The sequence below is a fragment of the Psychrobacillus sp. 05T411 genome, assembly GCF_056396485.1.
In genome coordinates, this window is record NZ_JBFTLO010000022.1 from 1 (window position 1) to 18852 (window position 18852).

17 protein-coding genes are annotated in these 18852 nt (G+C 38.2%); 13 read left to right on the forward strand and 4 right to left on the reverse strand.

Annotated features, from left to right (window positions below; translation table 11 throughout):
- Window positions 1-315 precede the first annotated feature (315 nt).
- The gene (locus AC1DFT_RS15330) at window positions 316-975 is read left to right on the forward strand and encodes a potassium channel family protein (protein WP_478159602.1); all 660 of its coding nucleotides are present in this window, start codon (window positions 316-318) and stop codon (window positions 973-975) included.
- Window positions 976-1026: 51 nt separating this feature from the next.
- On the opposite strand, the gene rnjA is transcribed toward AC1DFT_RS15330, so the two are convergent.
- Together rnjA and AC1DFT_RS15340 are read right to left on the reverse strand one after the other, a co-directional pair.
- Complete coding sequence (gene rnjA / locus AC1DFT_RS15335) at window positions 1027-2694, reverse strand: ribonuclease J1 (RefSeq protein ID WP_478159603.1); 1668 nt, start codon at window positions 2692-2694, stop codon at window positions 1027-1029.
- Between the two features lie 3 nt (window positions 2695-2697).
- On the reverse strand, window positions 2698-2907 hold the full coding sequence (locus AC1DFT_RS15340) for a DNA-dependent RNA polymerase subunit epsilon (protein ID WP_478159604.1): 210 nt from the start codon (window positions 2905-2907) through the stop codon (window positions 2698-2700).
- 284 nt (window positions 2908-3191) lie between these two features.
- On the opposite strand from AC1DFT_RS15340, the gene AC1DFT_RS15345 reads away from it, so the two are divergent.
- The gene (locus AC1DFT_RS15345) at window positions 3192-3965 is read left to right on the forward strand and encodes a Cof-type HAD-IIB family hydrolase (RefSeq protein ID WP_478159605.1); all 774 of its coding nucleotides are present in this window, start codon (window positions 3192-3194) and stop codon (window positions 3963-3965) included.
- 10 nt (window positions 3966-3975) lie between these two features.
- Window positions 3976-4908 carry a carbohydrate kinase family protein gene (locus AC1DFT_RS15350; RefSeq protein ID WP_478159606.1) on the forward strand — a complete coding sequence of 311 codons (933 nt, stop codon included), beginning with the start codon at window positions 3976-3978 and terminating at the stop codon, window positions 4906-4908.
- Between the two features lie 42 nt (window positions 4909-4950).
- Here the strand turns inward: AC1DFT_RS15350 and def are convergent, their stop codons facing one another.
- On the reverse strand, window positions 4951-5508 hold the full coding sequence (gene def, locus AC1DFT_RS15355; RefSeq protein WP_478159607.1) for a peptide deformylase: 558 nt from the start codon (window positions 5506-5508) through the stop codon (window positions 4951-4953).
- A 133-nt stretch (window positions 5509-5641) separates the two neighbouring features.
- Here def and AC1DFT_RS15360 point away from each other — a divergent pair, with 133 nt between their 5' ends.
- The 5 genes from AC1DFT_RS15360 to lpdA all read left to right on the forward strand — a co-directional run bounded on the left by AC1DFT_RS15360 (window position 5642) and on the right by lpdA (window position 12546).
- On the forward strand, window positions 5642-6286 hold the full coding sequence (locus AC1DFT_RS15360; RefSeq protein ID WP_478159608.1) for a YkyA family protein: 645 nt from the start codon (window positions 5642-5644) through the stop codon (window positions 6284-6286).
- A 1378-nt stretch (window positions 6287-7664) separates the two neighbouring features.
- Entirely contained in the window at window positions 7665-8777 is a 1113-nt protein-coding gene (pdhA, locus tag AC1DFT_RS15365; protein ID WP_478159609.1) for a pyruvate dehydrogenase (acetyl-transferring) E1 component subunit alpha, read from the forward strand.
- A 3-nt stretch (window positions 8778-8780) separates the two neighbouring features.
- Window positions 8781-9758 carry an alpha-ketoacid dehydrogenase subunit beta gene (locus AC1DFT_RS15370; protein ID WP_478159610.1) on the forward strand — a complete coding sequence of 326 codons (978 nt, stop codon included), beginning with the start codon at window positions 8781-8783 and terminating at the stop codon, window positions 9756-9758.
- Window positions 9759-9789: 31 nt separating this feature from the next.
- On the forward strand, window positions 9790-11130 hold the full coding sequence (locus tag AC1DFT_RS15375; protein WP_478159611.1) for a dihydrolipoamide acetyltransferase family protein: 1341 nt from the start codon (window positions 9790-9792) through the stop codon (window positions 11128-11130).
- A 3-nt stretch (window positions 11131-11133) separates the two neighbouring features.
- Window positions 11134-12546 (forward strand): dihydrolipoyl dehydrogenase, encoded by a 1413-nt coding sequence (gene lpdA / locus AC1DFT_RS15380; protein WP_478159612.1) that lies wholly within the window; start codon window positions 11134-11136, stop codon window positions 12544-12546.
- A gap of 345 nt (window positions 12547-12891) precedes the next feature.
- On the opposite strand, the gene AC1DFT_RS15385 is transcribed toward lpdA, so the two are convergent.
- Window positions 12892-13773: a LysR family transcriptional regulator gene (locus AC1DFT_RS15385; RefSeq protein ID WP_478159613.1), complete on the reverse strand. Its 882-nt coding sequence runs from the start codon at window positions 13771-13773 to the stop codon at window positions 12892-12894.
- Window positions 13774-13999: 226 nt separating this feature from the next.
- Between AC1DFT_RS15385 and AC1DFT_RS15390 the strand changes: the two genes are divergently transcribed.
- The 5 genes from AC1DFT_RS15390 to AC1DFT_RS15410 all read left to right on the forward strand — a co-directional run bounded on the left by AC1DFT_RS15390 (window position 14000) and on the right by AC1DFT_RS15410 (window position 18546).
- Entirely contained in the window at window positions 14000-15757 is a 1758-nt protein-coding gene (locus tag AC1DFT_RS15390) for a 2-oxoacid:acceptor oxidoreductase subunit alpha (RefSeq protein ID WP_478159614.1), read from the forward strand.
- The gene (locus AC1DFT_RS15395; RefSeq protein WP_478159615.1) at window positions 15758-16624 is read left to right on the forward strand and encodes a 2-oxoacid:ferredoxin oxidoreductase subunit beta; all 867 of its coding nucleotides are present in this window, start codon (window positions 15758-15760) and stop codon (window positions 16622-16624) included. It abuts the gene before it with no gap.
- A gap of 110 nt (window positions 16625-16734) precedes the next feature.
- Window positions 16735-16983 carry a ferredoxin gene (locus AC1DFT_RS15400; RefSeq protein WP_478159616.1) on the forward strand — a complete coding sequence of 83 codons (249 nt, stop codon included), beginning with the start codon at window positions 16735-16737 and terminating at the stop codon, window positions 16981-16983.
- A gap of 33 nt (window positions 16984-17016) precedes the next feature.
- Window positions 17017-17286 carry a DUF3055 domain-containing protein gene (locus tag AC1DFT_RS15405; RefSeq protein ID WP_478159617.1) on the forward strand — a complete coding sequence of 90 codons (270 nt, stop codon included), beginning with the start codon at window positions 17017-17019 and terminating at the stop codon, window positions 17284-17286.
- Between the two features lie 99 nt (window positions 17287-17385).
- Complete coding sequence (locus AC1DFT_RS15410; RefSeq protein WP_478159618.1) at window positions 17386-18546, forward strand: diflavin oxidoreductase; 1161 nt, start codon at window positions 17386-17388, stop codon at window positions 18544-18546.
- Window positions 18547-18852: the final 306 nt, after the last annotated feature.

An 18852-nucleotide genomic window follows, 5' to 3' on the forward strand; every position in this document is an offset into this window, starting at 1 on the left:
TTTTCGCTGCAGGGCGGCGACTCCAGTGGGATCAAGTGAGTAAGATGACTCCAGTGGGATCAAGTGAGTAAGATGAGACTTCACAACGTACGCGCAAGCGGCGGTGAAGGCTCATCACTCACCCCACGGAAAGCGTCCGTCCTGCAGCGAAAATCATAGCGGTCACTAGTCAACGCATTACATCGCTGTATCCCTATATAGTGACCCAATAATAATCACCTTTAATACACAATAGAAAAAGAAGTAATCCATATCTATTTTAAGTCAAGATATGATAAACTTAGTGCATCCGATTAGTAAGCAGGGGGCACGAATATGCATAAAGAATTTGTTGTAATTGGTTTAGGACGATTTGGAGGAAGTATCGTTCGAGAGTTAATCGATCAAGGTGCCGACGTAATGGCCATCGATATTGCTACAGAACGAGTAGACGAATTTGCTACAATCGCTACTCAAGCAGTAGTGGCAGATACGACAGATGAAGCGGTGTTAAAATCACTTGGTATTCGCAACTTTGAGCATGTAATTGTTGCAATTGGTGACGATATCCAATCGAGTATTTTAACGACGCTAATGTTAAAGGAAATTGGTGTAAAGAAAATTACCGTAAAAGCACAAAATGATTACCATGAAAAAGTGTTACGTAAAATTGGTGCAGACCAAGTCGTGCATCCTGAACGAGATATGGGAATTCGGATCGCAAATAATATATTATCCAACAATGTACTGGATTACTTGGAACTTTCCGATGAGCATTCTATTATGGAGATTAAAGTAAATGAAAAGATTGCCCAGAAATCATTAGTAGATCTGGATATTCGGGCTAGATACGGGATTAATATTGTCGCTATTAAACGAGGGAATAGTATTAATGTATCACCACCAGCCGATGAGAAAATGCAGTTAAATGATGTGCTCATTATTATTGGTGCCGACGTCGATATTAATCGATTTGAAAAGAAGGTTCTATCTTAAAAAATGCCAGCGGGAAAATCTCCCACTGGCATTTTTTATATTTATTATCGATTAAACTTCCATAATAATCGGTAAGATCATTGGACGACGTTTTGTTTTTTCATATAAATAAGGACTTAGAACATCTGTAATTTCATTTTTTAGTTCCGCCCATTCAGCTGGTTTATCTTGTAGGGTGAAACGTAAATGTTTGTTTAACATTTGTTGTGCTTCATTTATCATTGTTCCAGATTCGCGCATATACACAAATCCACGTGAAATAATATCTGGACCAGAAACAATTTTCTTTCTATCCATATCTGCACTTACAACGACAATAACTAGTCCCTCTTCGGAAAGAATTCGACGGTCACGAAGAACGATATTACCGATATCTCCAATACCACTACCATCAATATACACATCTCCTGATGGAATTCGACCAGCGACATGCGCTTCTTTCGCACTTAAAGCAAGCACATCTCCATTTTCCATAATGAATGTATTTTCAGGAAGTACATCACAATCTACTGCAAGTTCCGTATGAATTTTTAACATACGATACTCTCCGTGAATTGGCATAAAGAATTTTGGTTTCATTAGTCGCAACATTAGTTTTTGTTCTTCTTGAGAACCATGACCAGATGTATGAATATTATTAAGTGAACCGTGAATTACTTCTGCTCCAGCTCGGAATAGAGAGTTAATCGTACGATTGACACTTGCTCTATTTCCTGGAATTGGGGAGGAAGATAAAACCACCGTATCACCAGGTTGAATTTGAATTTGACGATGTGTACCATTGGCAATTCGAGAAAGAGCGGCCATAGGCTCACCCTGACTGCCTGTACATAATATAAGTACTTCATTGGCAGGTAATCGATTCAAGGCACTCGCATCAACAAATGTTTCTTTTGGTGCTGTAATATATCCAAGCTCGCGGCCGATTGTCATTGCGTTATCCATGCTTCGACCAAATACAGCGATTTTACGGCCATGTTGCACCGCGGCATCGGTTACTTGCTGAAGTCTATGAATATTAGATGCAAATGTAGCAAAAATAATACGACCATTCACCTTACGGAAAATGGAATCCATACTTTCGCCAACTTTACGTTCGGACATTGTAAAATTCGGAATTTCTGCATTTGTACTATCGGATAGTAAGCAAAGCACTCCGTCACGGCCGATTTCTGCCATTTTTGTTAAGTTAGCTGGCTCTCCAACTGGCGTGAAGTCAAATTTAAAATCACCTGTATGGACAATGTTACCAGGTGGAGTTTTGACAACAATACCAAATGCATCCGGAATACTATGCGTAGTTCTGAAAAAACTTACTGCCGTTTTTCTAAATTTCACGATGTCATCTTCTTCGATCACATTCATTTTAGTTTGACGTAGTAAGCCATGTTCCTCTAATTTGTTTCGCAGTAAACCTAGTGCAAGTTTACCACCGTAAACTGGAACATTAAGTTGTTTCAATAAGTAAGGAATCCCACCAATATGATCTTCATGTCCATGAGTGATGAATAAACCTTTAATCTTATCTACATTTTTTACTAGATACGTGTAATCCGGAATAACGTAGTCAATACCTAATAGATCGTCTTCTGGAAATTTAATCCCTGCGTCTATTAATATAATTTCATCTTGAAATTGAACGCCATACGTATTTTTGCCGATTTCACCTAGTCCGCCGAGGGCGAAAACAGCTGTTTGATCATTTTTTACAAATTTCATAGGTTATCTCTTCTCTACTTCATAGTTCGGGCTTGCTTGCTCGTATTCTAAATGATTACCCTCAAGCAGCTGAATTAGTTCGATATTGTATTGGCGATCTTTTAATTGAGCACGAACTTCTCGTTCAGACTCTGCCTCTACATATAAGCTTTTTGTGTTTTCGCGAACTGGTACTTGCAATGCGTTTTCTTGATAATAAACTTTATAAATCATATTATACTCTCCTTTTTCACGTTCATAATAAATCAATTCTCTTTATATTATCACGCAACTTCTTTAAAATAAAGAAAAGCCCTCCATTTTTTGTGAAGGGCAAGTAATTTTATGCGATCGTTTTATTTCTGAGCATTCCACCGAGTCGTCTTAACCATTTCCTTCTTAGACGTTTCAACATGGTAACCCACTCCTTACAATATATTATATACGAAAAATGAAAATGTGTAAAGGATTTTTACTGAAAAGTCAAATAATTAGCATTGCGGATTGGAGTTTTTTAATTGGTAAATAAAGTATTGTTTTTCGATATAGATGGAACTATTTTAKATAATGATAAGAATATTCCACCTGGTGTTGTGGAATCTATTCAACAAGCAAGAGAAAATGGGCATGAAATTGTGATTTCAACAGGTAGAGCCCCATTCACAGCAATATCAATATTAGAACAACTTAAAATAGATTCATTCATATGCTACAATGGTCAAATCGTGCAGTTCCAAGGAAAGATTATTCATAAAGGAATTATCGATACAATGGAATTGCAGAATCTAACTGATTTTGCTATGAAACAAGATCAACCATTAGTTTATATGGATGATGTAGAATTTGTTTCCAATGTGCCGGGCCATCAAGATGTATACGAAAGCATCTCTTCTTTGAAAATGGCCTTACCTAGAACGGAAGAAAATTTCTTTTTGTCCAATGATATTCATCAAGCGCTTATTTTTTGCGATAGGAAAGTACAAGAAGAATATGAAAAAGCTTTCCCTAACTTGAAGTTTGTCAGGTGGCATCGGGTATCTTGTGATGTGCTTCCACAAGGCGTTTCTAAAGCGAAAGGGATAGAACTATTCCTCCAACATTTAAATAAAACACCAGAAGATGCTATTGCCTTTGGTGATGGTTTTAATGATATAGAGATGCTTCAATATGTAGGTACCGGCGTTGCCATGGGTAATGCGGTAGAAGAATTAAAAAGATGCGCAACCTTTGTGACAGACCATGTTTCTGAAAATGGCTTAGTGAATGCCATGAAAAAATTACAATTAATCTAGAGGAGTTATTATGAACGATTTAACGAAGAAGTTTGTGCTCATATATGGAGACGTATTTGTGGATTATATTGCAGATGACCAAACAAATACACAATTTACAAAATTTTTAGGTGGAGCGACCGTAAATGTTGCAGCGGGTATTGCGAGACTAGGTGCATCCTCCTCTTTTATCACGATTTCGGGTGACGATGAAACGTCCCAATTTGTGCGTCAAGAACTAACAACTGAAGGGGTAGACCTATCTTTTGCACAAATGGTACCGGAAAAACGGGTAAGTGGCGTATATGTGCACTTAACGGAAAATAATGATCGGCATTTTCATACATACGTTGATGAAACGCCTGATTTACAAGTGGATTTTGCTAATTTGAAAGAGGAAGTATTTAAGCAGGCTTCTTTATTTCATTTCTGTTCGGGTACATTATTTCATCCAACGGCACGTAAAACGACTCGCGATATTGTAGATCAAATGGAAAAATCTCAAGTGCTATTATCTTTTGACGCAAATATTCGTCCACTAAGATGGGAAAGCGAAGCACTTTGTAGAGAAACTATTTGTTCCTTTTTTAAGCAAGTAGATATATTAAAGCTCACAGAAGAAGAGCTTTTCTTTTTAACCGAAACGAAGACGATAGAAGAAGGGATTAATAAACTTCGAGACTACCAAATTCCGGTTGTCCTAATTACTGTTGGAGCAGAAGGGGCATATGTTGTAATAGAGGAAGAGACGATTCATGTAGACGTGGAAAAGGTAGTTCCCGTCGATACAACGGGAGCTGGAGATGCCTTTATGGCAGGGATTCTCTCCAAAATTAATTTAAGTGGGAAGCCAAAGACGAAAGAAGAGTGGATAGACTATGTCTCATTTGGCAATAGACTTGGAGCGATTTGCGCAACTAAGCCAGGAGCTCTTTCGGCAATGCCAAGATTAACAGAATTATAAGAAAAGGCCAGTATTACTTTTTGAGTAATACTGGCCTTTTCTTTACACTCGGTCATACGGTACGGAATTTGGTATTTCCGCGTATGGATTTACATTATTTATATGATCGTAAAACATAATGCCGTTTAAATGGTCTAGTTCATGTTGGAATGCAATTGCTGCTAATCCTTTTAACCGTTTTTTGAATGGTGTGCCATCAGGATAAAAGCCGGTTGCGGTAATTCGTGCATGTCTTGGTACATATCCCTCGATCACTTCATCAACAGAAAGGCAACCCTCACCAGCAGTAATGTAGGTGTTTTCGACGGAGTGGCTAATTATTTTGGGGTTGACTGCAACAAAGCTAACGTCCCCATCTTCAACACCTGGTATATGTAGTGCGAACATTCTCTTGTCAGCGTTTACTTGAGGAGCAGCAATCCCTATTCCAGGGCGTAATTTATATTGTTCCACCATTTCATCATCTTGACTATTGATCACGTATTCCAATAAATCATTTGCAAGCTGTATATCATCCTCTGATAAAGGAAAAGTCATTTCTTTCGTTTTTTTACGTAGTGCTGGGTGGCCATCTCTCACAATATCTTTCATTAATATCATCATAATCGTCCTTTCCGTGTTCATAGTCCTATTATACCGAAAAATCTTCAGATGCTAAACAAAAAATGCCTATTGTACGGTTGAATTTAGAAGCTAGAACAATTATAGTGAAGTGAATAGAGGAGGTTACGTGATGAAAAAATGGAAATACGTAATTCCTTTATGCTTTGTATTTCTTCTATCTGCATGTTCTTTTGGGGAGTCAACAGAAGAAAAATTGTCGAACATCTTAACGGAAATATATAATTTAGAAGCAGATTATAGAGATGTACAAACGCAGTTAGCCGAAACAGAACAAAAAGAACAAGCTAATTTTCAAAGCATGATGGAGTTAACGAAAGATCAAAAAGAAGAGCTTACGACTAAAGTGGAGGAAACGTCCCTACTTTTGGAGGAAAGACTCACACTAGTTGAAAAAGAAGCAACTTCTATTAAAGGTGCATCTGAAAAATTAACAGCAATCGATACACTTCTTTCGGAAACAGACAGCGAATCTGAAAAAGAAAGCATTCAAAAAATCGAAGAAGCGTTAAAAAATCGCTACACTGCATACGACGATTTAACAGAACAATATCATACTCTTGCTAGTTTACAAGAGAAGTTATATAACATGTTAATCGAAGAAGCAGCAGAAGTAACAACCATTCAAGAACAAGTAGCAGAAGTAAATAAACAAAGCGACATCGTACAACAATCGGTGGAAACATTTAATGAGCTTACAGCTGAGTTAAATAAAGTAAAAGAGGAAGTCTTTACTTCTTTACAAGCAGAAGATTAATAGAAAGAATAGTAGGATGTGCAACTACAAAAATAAAGTACAGGAATCTCCATGATTCCTGTACTTTATTATTTTTTTATACTTTAGGAAATAAAGTACCGCACTGTTTTGGGATACTGCGACGTAGTGAGTTGAATAAAGTGTCCGATGTGATTTTCGCTACAGGACGGACGCTTTCCGTGGGGTGAGTGATGAGCCTTCACCGCCGCTTGCGCGTACGTTGTGAAGTCTCATCTTACTCACTTGATCCCACTGGAGTCGCCGCCCTGTAGCGAAAATCAATGGAAATTTCCAAATTATTAGGATCCCATATTAACAATAAATGATTGGACGCGACAATAAGATAGCTGAACACGACAAACTAGTCGAGTAGATGCCGCCAGGCGTGTTCAACGGGCTTTAAGACATATAATTCCTATAATAGGTCGGAATTATAGTTGTCTTACATCAAGTAAAGAGCCATTTTGAGAATTGGTTGCTTTCACGAGTAATTTGATTGCTCTCGTGCTGATTTAGTTGCTTCCGTAGTAGAACTGGTTGCTCTCAGTCATCGGTTGGTTGCCCTAAGCCATTTATTGGATGTATGAAATGGAAAAATTGGGTAAAATTTTGTTTTTTTAACTGGTCTGCACTGATAAGTATGCAGATTCTATTAATTTTCACTTCTCCCAATGGAAGTCGTCCGCCCCGCAGTGAAAATCTTAGCGGTTAATAAGATGCGCTATCCCAATATAACGTCTCAATCCTAGTACACATGCTATTTTGAGAATTGGTTGCTTGCACAGGTATTTTGGTTGCTCTCGTGTTGATTTAGTAGCTTTCGTAGTAGAACTGGTTGCTCCCAGTCATCGGTTGGTTGCCCTAAGCCATTTATTGGATGAATGCAATGAAAAAACTGGTTGAAATTTTGTTTTTTAATGGGATGGTATGGATAATTGGGCAATTTCCACTGATTTTCGCTACAGGCGTCGACTCCTGCCGGATGAGTGGGCTAATGAGACATCTCAGGCTACGCCTAAGGGCGGCGGGGATGGCTCATCGCTCACCCGGCGGAAAGCGTACGACTGTAGCGAAAATCACAGCGGACACTTTATTCGCCTCACTACGTCGCAGTTTCACAATATTGCGCAATAGTAAACCAAAGCTTTTCTTACATAAAGGATGAACGGTTGTAATCTAAGAAAATACAAAACTGATATAATACAGACATAATTAATGACTAGTACAGAGTGGAGTAATTTTAATATTCTATTAAAAAGCAATCGATGATTTTAGATGATTGACCACAGATTTATTCTTGAGTATACTGAAAAGGAAAGATAGTTGTATCACTTATATTACGAGAAATTTTAATACAGTAGAAAAGGAGAGTTGCTATATGGCTGTAAACAAGTCGCCGCAGTTGGACCCAAAGAAAACGCTTCAAGAAATTGAAGAAAAGTTTGAAATGTTCCAGATTTTAAACGAGGAAGGGAAAATTGTAAACGAAGAAGCAAACCCTAACTTATCAGATGAGGAATTAGTTGAATTAATGAGTCGTATGGTATTTACACGAATTTTAGACCAACGCTCCATTTCACTAAACCGTCAAGGGCGTCTAGGATTTTATGCACCTACTGCTGGACAAGAAGCTTCCCAACTTGCATCTCAATTCGCACTAGAAAAAGAAGACTTTATCCTACCAGGTTACCGTGATGTACCACAAATCGTATGGCATGGTTTACCGTTATGGCAAGCATTCTTATTCTCTCGTGGACATTTCATGGGGAACCAAATTCCAGAAGGCGTAAATGTATTCCCACCACAAATTATTATTGGTGCACAATTCATCCAAGCAGCTGGTGTAGCACTTGGTATGCAAAAGCGTGGAAAGAAAGCGATTGCAATTACGTATACAGGAGATGGCGGTTCATCACAAGGTGATTTCTACGAAGGTATTAACTTTGCGGGTGCCTACCGTTCACCGGCTGTATTTATCGTACAAAACAACCAATACGCAATTTCTACACCGCGTGAGTTGCAAACATCTGCAAAAACAATTGCACAAAAAGGGATTGCAGCAGGGATTCCAAGTGTACAAGTAGATGGAATGGACCCATTAGCGGTTTACGTTGCAACAAAAGATGCAAGAGATCGCGCGATTAACGGAGAAGGTCCAAGTTTAATCGAAACAGTATGTTACCGATTTGGTCCACATACGATGGCTGGGGATGACCCAACTCGTTACCGTACGTCTGATACCGATTCTATTTGGGAAAAGAGAGATCCATTAGTTCGTTTCCGTACGTACTTAGAAGCAAAAGGTATTTGGAATGAAGCAAAAGAAGAAGAAATCATTGAAAAAGCAAAAGAAGAAATAAAAGAAGCTATCAAAAAAGCAGATGCTGCTCCAAAACAAAAAGTAACAGATTTGATCAATATTATGTATGAAGAAAATCCATATAATTTAGATGAGCAATTAGCTTACTATACTGAGAAGGAGTCGAAGTAACCGATGGCACAATTAACGATGATTCAAGCAATTACGGAAGCACTCCGTACCGAGCTTAAAAATGATGAAAACGTTCTAGTCTTCGGTGAAGACGTTGGCGTTAACGGAGGAGTATTCCGTGCAACTGAAGGATTACAAAAAGAATTCGGTGAAGATCGCGTATTCGATACGCCTTTAGCAGAATCTGGTATTGGTGGTCTGGCAGTAGGTTTAGCACTTCAAGGGTTCCGTCCTGTTCCTGAAATCCAATTCTTTGGTTTTGTATTCGAAGTAATGGATTCTATTAGTGGACAACTTGCTCGTATGCGTTTCCGTACGGGAGGAGCGTTTAACGCACCTGTTACAATCCGTTCTCCATTTGGTGGAGGGGTTCATACACCAGAAATGCATGCGGATAGTTTAGAATTACTTATGACATCTACACCAGGTGTAAAAGTTGTTATTCCTTCTACACCATATGATGCAAAAGGTTTATTAATCTCTGCAATTCGCGACAACGATCCTGTTATTTTCCTAGAGCATATGAAATTATATCGCTCATTCCGCGGAGAAGTACCGGAAGAGGAATATACAATTCCACTAGGAAAAGCGGATGTAAAACGTGAAGGTACAGATTTAACGATTATTTCCTACGGTGCAATGGTACATGAAAGTTTGAAAGCTGCGGAGGAACTAGAAAAAGAAGGACATTCAGTAGAAGTGATTGACTTACGTACAATCCAACCATTGGATATTGAAACGATTATCGCATCGGTTGAAAAAACAAACCGCGCAATCGTTGTACAAGAAGCGCAAAAACAAGCTGGTATTGCTGCTAATGTTGTAGCTGAAATTACGGAAAGAGCTATTTTAAGTTTGGAAGCTCCGGTTTTACGAGTTGCGGCTCCTGATACTGTTTATCCATTCTCCCAAGCTGAAACGGTTTGGTTACCTGGAGTTCGGGATATAGTAGAAACAGCGAAAAAAGTTTTAACATTCTAAACTAAAATTCAAAATAGAAAGGGTGAAAACTGTGGCATTTGAATTTCGATTACCAGATATCGGTGAAGGTATACACGAAGGTGAAATCGTTAAATGGTTTGTAAAAGCTGGCGATGAAGTACAAGAAGACGATATTTTATGTGAAGTACAAAATGATAAAGCAGTTGTAGAAATTCCTTCTCCTGTAAAAGGGAAAGTAACGGATGTTTTAGTTAGCGAAGGAACAGTTGCAGTTGTCGGGGATGTTCTTATTAAGATTGATGCACCTGGTTATGAGGATCTTCAATTTAAAGGACAAGACAGTGGCGAAGCGAAAACGGAAGCACAAGTACAAGCGACTGCGGAATCTAGCCAAGATATCGAAAAAGAAACAGTAGAAGCTCCTGTTCAAAAAGAAACTTCTGCGGAAGAACCAAAACAGCAACCAAAAGGTGAATCTCGTGTAATTGCAATGCCTTCAGTTCGTAAATTTGCTCGTGACAAGGAAGTAAATATTGCAGATGTAACGGGTTCAGGAAAAAATGGACGTATTTTAAAAGAAGATATTGAAGCGTTCTTAGCTGGAGATCAAAAATCTGCAGTGGTTGCTTCAGAGGAAGCTTCAGAAGTTACTACAAAAGATTCAAAAGCAGAAGAAAAAGTTGCTGCTCCTGTAGTGTTAGAAGGAGAATTCCCTGAAACGCGCGAAAAACTTTCGCCGATGCGTAAAGCAATCGCTAAAGCAATGGTACATTCAAAACACACAGCACCACATGTAACATTAATGGATGAAGTAGATGTGACAGAACTTGTTGCACATCGCAAAAAATTCAAAGATATTGCTGCGGAAAAAAATATTAAGCTAACTTATTTACCTTATGTAGTAAAAGCGCTTGTTAGCACGTTAAGAGAATTCCCACAACTAAATACTTCTTATGATGATGAAACAAATGAAGTAATTCAAAAACATTATTTCAATATCGGTATTGCAGCTGATACGGACAAAGGTTTACTTGTGCCTGTTATTAAAAACGCAGACCGCAAATCGGTATTTGCTGTTTCAGACGAAATTAATGCACTTGCTACAAAAGCTCGTGACGGTAAATTAGCCGCTGCCGAAATGAAAGGTGCATCTTGCTCGATTACGAATATCGGTTCTGCTGGAGGCCAATGGTTTACACCAGTTATCAACCATCCAGAAGTTGCAATTCTCGGAATTGGTAGAATTTCAGAAAAACCTGTAATAAAAAATAGTGAAATTGTAGCTGCTCCTGTGTTAGCATTATCTTTGAGCTTCGATCACCGAATGATCGATGGTGCGACTGCACAACATGCGTTGAACCACATGAAACGTTTGCTTAGCAGTCCAGAACTATTATTAATGGAGGCGTAAAAAATGGTAGTTGGAGATTTCCCAATCGAAACAGATACTTTAGTAATTGGTTCAGGTCCCGGAGGATATGTAGCTGCAATTCGTGCTGCACAAACAGGACAAAAAGTAGTAGTAGTAGAAAAAGAGCATATTGGTGGAGTTTGTCTAAATGTAGGATGTATTCCTTCTAAAGCTTTAATTTCTGTTGGTCACCGTTTTGAGCAAGCGCAACATGCAGATGATATGGGTATTACAGCAACTGACGTGAAAATTGACTTTTCAAAAGCTCAAGCTTTCAAAGATAGCGTTGTAAAAAAATTAACTAGCGGTGTTTCTGGATTATTAAAAGGAAACAAAATCGATGTAGTGATGGGTGAAGCGTATTTTGTTGATGCAAATACTGTTCGTGTCATGGATGAAAATTCAGCTCAAACGTATAAATTCAAACATGCGATTATTGCAACTGGATCCCGTCCAGTAGAAATTCCAACTTTTAAATTTACAAAACGTGTACTAAGCTCAACTGGCGCACTAAGTTTACCTGAAATTCCAAAAAACTTAGTAGTAATCGGTGGAGGATATATCGGAACAGAATTAGGTTCAGCTTTTGCTAATTTAGGTTCAAAAGTAACGATCATCGAAGGCGGCGACGATATTTTAGCTGGATTCGAAAAACAAATGACAACTATTGTCAAAAAAGGTCTTAAGAAAAAAGGTACTGAAATCGTTGTTAAAGCATCTGCTAAAGGTGTAGAAGAATCTGATACTGGTGTAGTAGTTACATATGAAGTTGGCGGAGAAGAGAAAAAAGTAGAAGCTGATTACGTGTTAGTAACTGTAGGTCGTCGTCCAAATACGGATGAAATCGGTCTAGAAGAACTAGGTATTAAATTCGCAGAACGTGGATTATTAGAAGTAGACAAGCAATGCCGTACAAGCATTGAGAACATCTTTGCTATCGGTGACATTGTTGCTGGTCCACAGCTTGCACATAAAGCTTCCTACGAAGGAAAAATTGCTGCAGAAGCAATCGCAGGTCAAACTTCTGTTGTAGATTACTTAGCTATCCCAGCAGTATGCTTTACAGATCCAGAAATGGCTACAGTTGGTTTAAACGAAGCACAAGCAAAAGAACAAGGATACGATGTTGCGGCTGGAAAATTCCCATTCGGAGCAAATGGTCGTGCACTTGCACTTAATGCTACAGATGGTTTCGTAAAACTTGTTTCTCGAAAAGAGGACGGTTTACTTCTTGGAGCACAAATCATCGGTCAAGGAGCTTCTGATATGATTGCTGAACTAGGTTTAGCGATTGAAGCTGGTATGACGGTTGAAGATATCGCAATGACTATTCATGCTCACCCAACTTTAGGTGAAATTGCAATGGAAGCTGCGGAAGTAGTAATGGGTCATCCGATTCATATTCTTTCAAAATAATACATGCATAACCTCTTTAAGTATAGAACTTAAAGAGGTTATTATTTTTTTGTCCAGTTTTAAAAGGTCAATCTATAAAAAGGTGAAGAGCAACAAACTGGTCATCGAAAGCTACTAAATCCATTCTGAAAGCAACCAATGTTAAAGTGGCGTTAATGCTTTCAGAAATGTGAGTGGAAACAGGTATAAAGTTAGAGGAAGTTGATAGAATAGTTCCTTTTGCAAAGTCTCTTTCTAGTCGTTTACAATCTGTGTGATTTAGTATGAATGTTTTGCTGCAAATAGAAAGAAAAAAAAAAGAAAAGGACTAACATCCAAAGGTCTGCATATAGTGACCTTTGGATGTTAGTTCTTTTTGTTTATAACTAATGAACTTAAGCATGAATCTAGTATTTTGAGGCTTTCCAAGGCACTTGCCTTAGGGTATCTTGGACGTGCTTGGTAATATTCTCTTTGAGGAGGATCCTTCAATTTGAATATAGTAAATTCCCCAGAGATGATAAAATTCCTAGCCATTGACATTGGAACTATCGCCCACTTACCTGGATGTTTTAATAGTGTAAGTATGAGTCCAGCAGAGTCTACACGAATTCCCGAAAATTCCAATCCATTACTCTTTTGATCATACCAAGTCCGAAATGACGGACTCCAATCATGATAAAGTTCGTTCGCGGGATCCAAACTTTGTAAATTTATGAAATTGTTCGGAAGGGTGTGCTTACCTTGGCAGATAACAACCATAGGCTCAGAATAGAACTTTTCTATTATCATGTTAGGCATTGGTTTTTCAAATAGTGCAAAGGCGATATCAATGTCTCCTTTTTCTAGCAGGGTATATAACTCAAAACCAAGAAAAGTTTTAAGCCTAATTTCTACGTTTTTTGAATGTTGAATCAAAGCTTGATAAACAGGGGGCAGGATAAAGTTGTGTATGCTGTCGACGGCTCCAATAATTAATTTGTTTTTTTTACTTGCACGGAGATGGTTTGTTTCTTGAACAAGTTCTTCCCACTTTTTTGCAATCTTTAAGAATTCCTCTCCATCTGAGGTTAGCGACAACGATCTAATTCCTCGTCCTCTGTCGATTAATGTCATACCTGTCGATTTTTCAAGTTGGACAAGCCTATGACTTAGGGTCGACTGAGAGAGATATAAAGTGTTCGCAGCACTAGAGAGGCTGCCATGACGCACAATGGCAAGAAAGGCTTCAATGCCTAACCAATCCATATTTAACACCTCAAGTATTTGTTTTTCATAGATAATTTAACGAGTTTTCCGTTTTTTATAAGAGCGATTGACTTAACTTAAAAGAAAGCTAAATTAATTGAAATCTTAATATCTATGATGTTGGTATTGTATCCCGTAAAGTTCGATTTTACAAATCTATTTTTTTTCAATATACTTCAATCATCTTCAGTTTTAAATTTTCAGAAAATTTTAAGGGGGGGAAAAAATGGAAAGCAGGTCAGAGTTATCTTGCCTAGTGGGTGGTCAACAAGGGGAAGGAATTGAAAGTGTGGGTGAAATTTTAGCCAAGTCGATGGGACGCATTGGATTTTATTTATTTAGTTATCGAAATTTCTCGTCTCGTATTAAAGGAGGACATACCGATTTTAATTTACGAATAAGTAACGATCAAGTTTATAACACTGCAGAAAAAATAGAAATTGTTATTGCTTTTGATGAAGAAACGATTAATCTTCATCAAGCATCCATGATTGAAGGTGGGGTTATTTTATTCGACCCTAAAACCGTAAAAATGGACAATATTGCGATTAGTGAAGGGGTTCACCTTTACGAATTTCCTTTTTATGAAATGGCAAAAGAAATTGGCAGTCCTTTGATGAAAAATATTGTAGCTGTAGGCGCTGCTTGTGCTCTCCTTAGTCATCCGATTGAAACTTTTGAAAGGGCGGTTAAAGAACAGTTTGAGAAAAAAGGGGAAGCCATTGTTAATAAAAATATTGTTGCACTTCAAAAAGGGTTTGAGTATTTACAACAATTAACTACTATTCGCTTTACGCTAGAAGACCCAGAACCGGGTGATCATATTTTTTTATCAGGTAATGATGCGATTACACTTGGATCTATTCTCGGTGGATGCCGATTTATGGCAGGATATCCGATTACTCCGGCATCTGAAATTTTGGAAAACTTGGTTAGGCTAATGCCACAATATGGTGGAGTTGTTGTACAAACTGAAGATGAATTAGCTGCTATTGCTATGGTAATTGGTGCAGGATATGCAGGGACACGGGCTATGACAGCTAGCTCGGGTCCAGGAATTTCTTTGATGCAAGAAGCTGTTGGGTTAGCTGGTATGACCGAAGTACCGGTTGTAATCGTGAATTGTCAGCGTGGGGGGCCGAGTAGTGGAATGGCAACAAAAGTAGAGCAAAGTGATTTAAATGCAATGATTACAGGAACACATGGTGAAGCCCCACGAATTGTACTAGCTCCTAGCACGGTTGAGGAAGCAATCAATGATATGCAAAAAGCATTTAACCTGGCGGAACAATTCCAATGTCCAGTTTTTATTGCCGCTGATTTACTGTTGGTCACATCTAAGCAAACAGTTGAATCAAATGATTTTCAACAAGCTAAACTGGAACGTGGAAAAATGATAAGTGATGCGGAACTTCTTGATAACCCAGATAAGATGTTTAAGCGGTTTGAAGTGACTGAAGACGGTATTAGTCCGCGAAGTATTCCCGGTCAAAGAAAAGGTATGCACCATTTTACCGGAATTGAACATTCCCAAACCGGTCACCCAAGTGAAGATCCGAATAATCGCGTTGCCCAAATGAATAAACGTGCGAGAAAACTACAATTTGTTCCGCAAGATGATGCCATCAAATATGATGGAAACAAGCAACCTGAGGTCTTGTTTATTGGATTTGGAGCTACTTATGGTGCTATTCGCGAAGCGAGAATGGAACTGGAGGGTCATGGGGTTAAGGTTGGGCATGCTCAAATCCGTATGGTTCATCCACTACCAAAGATGGAGCTTTCTAACTATATAGAGGAAGCAAGAACTGTCATTGTTGTAGAGCAGAACTCAACAGGCCAATTAGCAAATGCAATCAAACAAAAAATAAATGTACATTCGAAATTGCATAGTTGCTTAAAGTATAGTGGCATCCCTTTTTCTCGTTCCGATATAACCTCATTCTATAATGAAACAGCAATCGCATATAAGGAGTTGGTATAAATGGTTACAATGAAGGACTACCGCGTCGATATAAAACCGAACTGGTGCCCAGGATGTGGCGATTTTTCTGTGTTAGCTGCCATACAAAAGGCTGCTGCCAATTTGCAGATTGAACCGAAAGATTTTGTATTGTCTTCTGGGATTGGCTGTTCAGGTAGAATATCAGGGTATGTGAATGCGTACGGGCTGCATTCTATGCATGGTCGAGCTTTGGCTGTTTCACAAGGGATAAAATTGGCAAACAGAGATTTAACAGTGGTTTGCGCAGGTGGGGATGGAGATGGATTTGGTATAGGATTAAACCACTTCGTCCAAGCTGCCCGTCGAAACGTAGATATTACGTATGTTGTTATGGATAATCAAATCTATGGTTTAACAAAAGGCCAAATGTCTCCGACAAGCCCAAAAGGATTTTTAACGAAATCTTCACCAGAAGGAAATCCAGAATCTCCGATTTCACCTATTGAGGTAGCATTATCAGCTAATGCAAGTTTTATTGCACAGGGGTTTTCTGGTGACATTAAGGGAATCACATCATTAATTGAACAAGGAATACAGCATAAAGGGTTTTCCTTCATTAATATTTTTAGTCCATGTGTAACGTTTAATAAAGTCCTTACTTATGATTGGTTAAAAGAGAATATATACAATCTAGATGACGATGAAGAGTACGATACTACAAGTCGCTCAAAAGCATTTGAAAAAGTGGAAGAAAAAGATGGTTTCGTCACTGGGATTATTTACCGTAAAGAACGTATGGAATTCATTGAGTCATTACCAGGAAGAGCTGGCAAGGATAGTTTACAAAAAGAAAAACTACAATTAGATACAAATCAAATTCAAAAATTATTAATGGAATACCAATAGTACTAGGTCAATTTCATCATAATCTCATAGGAGGCGCTACCTTCCGCGAATTATGGCGGTGCTTGGCTTCCTAGATTAATAACAAATATAAATTTAAAAGGAGTCAAATTATGGGGGTTTATTCTATTGTAGACCAAGATACCTGCATTGCTTGTGCTGCTTGTGGGGCATCAGCACCGGACATTTACGATTATAATGAAGACGGAATTGCATACAATCTGATGGATGAAAATAAAGGAATTATTGAGATTTCGGATAATCTCAAGGCAGATGTATTGGACGCAAAAGAGGGCTGTCCAACTGAATCTATTAAAGTAGCGGAAGAGCCGTTTGATGGAAATCCTAATAAGTTTGAATAATTTGTGTGGTGTAATTGGGGGTATGGTATATAAATGAGTCCAACAATTGATATTTTATATGACATTGAGGAAAATATCCAAACAAGATTTATTAGTTTTATGGGTGAGAACGCTCGGCATGATTTAGCCATTATGAGAACTAACAATTTTTATGGAAAAAAGCTGGTTTTAAATCTACAGAGTAATCGGACTGCCATTATAGGGCAAGAAGATTTAAGAGAAGAAGGATATCTCGAATTTGCATTTAATATTTCTCATGAAGAGGCAAATGAACTGTTGGAATTTTTGTCATCTGTCATTTAACTTGATTCAAGGAGCCCTTAAATAAGACTTAATTGTAGAACATGATCTTAGATTCGCCAAGATTATGTATAACAATTACAACATTTCGAGGTGAAAATTATGCAACTTAGTGCAGTGAATAAGACGACAACCGCTTTTTCAAGGAATAATCCATTTCCAGCGAAGGTTCTCAAAAAGATTAATTTAAATGGAACCGGATCCAGTAAAGAAACGACACACTTGGAGTTATCATTAAGTAGTTCCGGCCTTTCCTATGTACCAGGGGATGCCCTTGGCATTATTCCTCAAAATGATCCTGAACTTGTAGCTTCCCTTCTTAAGGAGATGGAGTGGACAGAAGAAACACCTGTAACGATAAATAAAGAAGGTGATACGCTTCCACTGAGGGAAGCACTCACAATTCACTTTGAAATTACACTTTTGACAAAAAGCATTTTACAAAAAGCCGTGGAATTTACTGACAATGACGCGTTACAAAAGCTTATACTAGTTGATAATGAAAACCAACTGAAAGAATATACTTACGGGCGCGATTTACTTGATATGTTGCGCGATTTCGGTCCATGGAACGCTTCCGCTGAGAAAATCGTGTCACTTTTGAGGAAACTGCCGCCACGTCTTTATTCTATTTCAAGCAGTATTGCTGCGAATCCTGAAGAAGTGCATCTCACTATCGGAGCTATCCGTTATACAAATCAAGGTCGCGCGCGAAAAGGAGTTTGTTCTGTTTTAGTTGCGGATCGTATTCAAGTAGGAGATTCTATTCCTGTATTTTTCCAATCTAATAAGCACTTTCGTCTTCCGGAGTCCAAAGAAAAAGACATTATTATGGTTGGTCCGGGAACAGGAATTGCACCATTTCGTTCCTTCCTACAGGAAAGGGCTGTAACTAAGGCAACAGGAAGATCGTGGCTGTTTTTTGGAAATCTACACGTAGCGACTGATTTCCTTTATAAAAATGGGATAGAGCAATTTCAAAAAGGTAAGGTACTGACAAAATTAGATACAGCATTCTCTCATGATACGGAACGATTAGTATTTGTACAGCACAAAATGCTTGAGAATAGTAAAGAATTGTTTGAGTGGCTGAAAAACGGTGCCTACTTCTACGTTTGCGGAAATAAGCAATATATGGCTAAAGATGTCCATGATACTATTATTAATATTTTTGAAAAAGAAGGCAAGATGACTCACGAAGAAGCTGAAGCGTATATAGTGGGGATGCAGAAACAAGGACGTTATCAACGAGATGTTTATTAATATCAGTCGATATTATTGATAATTTCGAATTTGTAATATAAAGAGTGATTTTACTCTGTTAAGGGTGGTAATAAGGAGTCACACTTTTTTATTGCTTACCACTAACATAGGTAACTTTTAGGCGGTAGCTTGGTCGTGACATCACGGAAAATTCATTTTCGCTCATATTCCTAGGCAGATAATTGTTTTAAAGTGAGCGTATTGCAAGGACCAGCCTGAACTTGTAATTCTTTAAAAGCTTTTCTACTTCGTTATTTCATGGAATAAGTTTTGGATATTTCACTGAAAGCATAAGCTAACTTCGCA

What these genes read in the sequence shown, in the direction of transcription:
- AC1DFT_RS15330 (WP_478159602.1), top strand. Translation starts at nt 316, where the DNA reads ATGCATAAAGAATTTGTTGTAATTGGTTTAGGACGATTTGGAGGAAGT.
- rnjA (WP_478159603.1), bottom strand. Translation starts at nt 2,694, where the DNA reads ATGAAATTTGTAAAAAATGATCAAACAGCTGTTTTCGCCCTCGGCGGA.
- AC1DFT_RS15340 (WP_478159604.1), bottom strand. Translation starts at nt 2,907, where the DNA reads ATGATTTATAAAGTTTATTATCAAGAAAACGCATTGCAAGTACCAGTT.
- AC1DFT_RS15350 (WP_478159606.1), top strand. Translation starts at nt 3,976, where the DNA reads ATGAACGATTTAACGAAGAAGTTTGTGCTCATATATGGAGACGTATTT.
- def (WP_478159607.1), bottom strand. Translation starts at nt 5,508, where the DNA reads ATGATATTAATGAAAGATATTGTGAGAGATGGCCACCCAGCACTACGT.
- AC1DFT_RS15360 (WP_478159608.1), top strand. Translation starts at nt 5,642, where the DNA reads ATGAAAAAATGGAAATACGTAATTCCTTTATGCTTTGTATTTCTTCTA.
- pdhA (WP_478159609.1), top strand. Translation starts at nt 7,665, where the DNA reads ATGGCTGTAAACAAGTCGCCGCAGTTGGACCCAAAGAAAACGCTTCAA.
- AC1DFT_RS15370 (WP_478159610.1), top strand. Translation starts at nt 8,781, where the DNA reads ATGGCACAATTAACGATGATTCAAGCAATTACGGAAGCACTCCGTACC.
- lpdA (WP_478159612.1), top strand. Translation starts at nt 11,134, where the DNA reads ATGGTAGTTGGAGATTTCCCAATCGAAACAGATACTTTAGTAATTGGT.
- AC1DFT_RS15385 (WP_478159613.1), bottom strand. Translation starts at nt 13,773, where the DNA reads ATGGATTGGTTAGGCATTGAAGCCTTTCTTGCCATTGTGCGTCATGGC.
- AC1DFT_RS15390 (WP_478159614.1), top strand. Translation starts at nt 14,000, where the DNA reads ATGGAAAGCAGGTCAGAGTTATCTTGCCTAGTGGGTGGTCAACAAGGG.
- AC1DFT_RS15395 (WP_478159615.1), top strand. Translation starts at nt 15,758, where the DNA reads ATGGTTACAATGAAGGACTACCGCGTCGATATAAAACCGAACTGGTGC.
- AC1DFT_RS15400 (WP_478159616.1), top strand. Translation starts at nt 16,735, where the DNA reads ATGGGGGTTTATTCTATTGTAGACCAAGATACCTGCATTGCTTGTGCT.
- AC1DFT_RS15405 (WP_478159617.1), top strand. Translation starts at nt 17,017, where the DNA reads ATGAGTCCAACAATTGATATTTTATATGACATTGAGGAAAATATCCAA.
- AC1DFT_RS15410 (WP_478159618.1), top strand. Translation starts at nt 17,386, where the DNA reads ATGCAACTTAGTGCAGTGAATAAGACGACAACCGCTTTTTCAAGGAAT.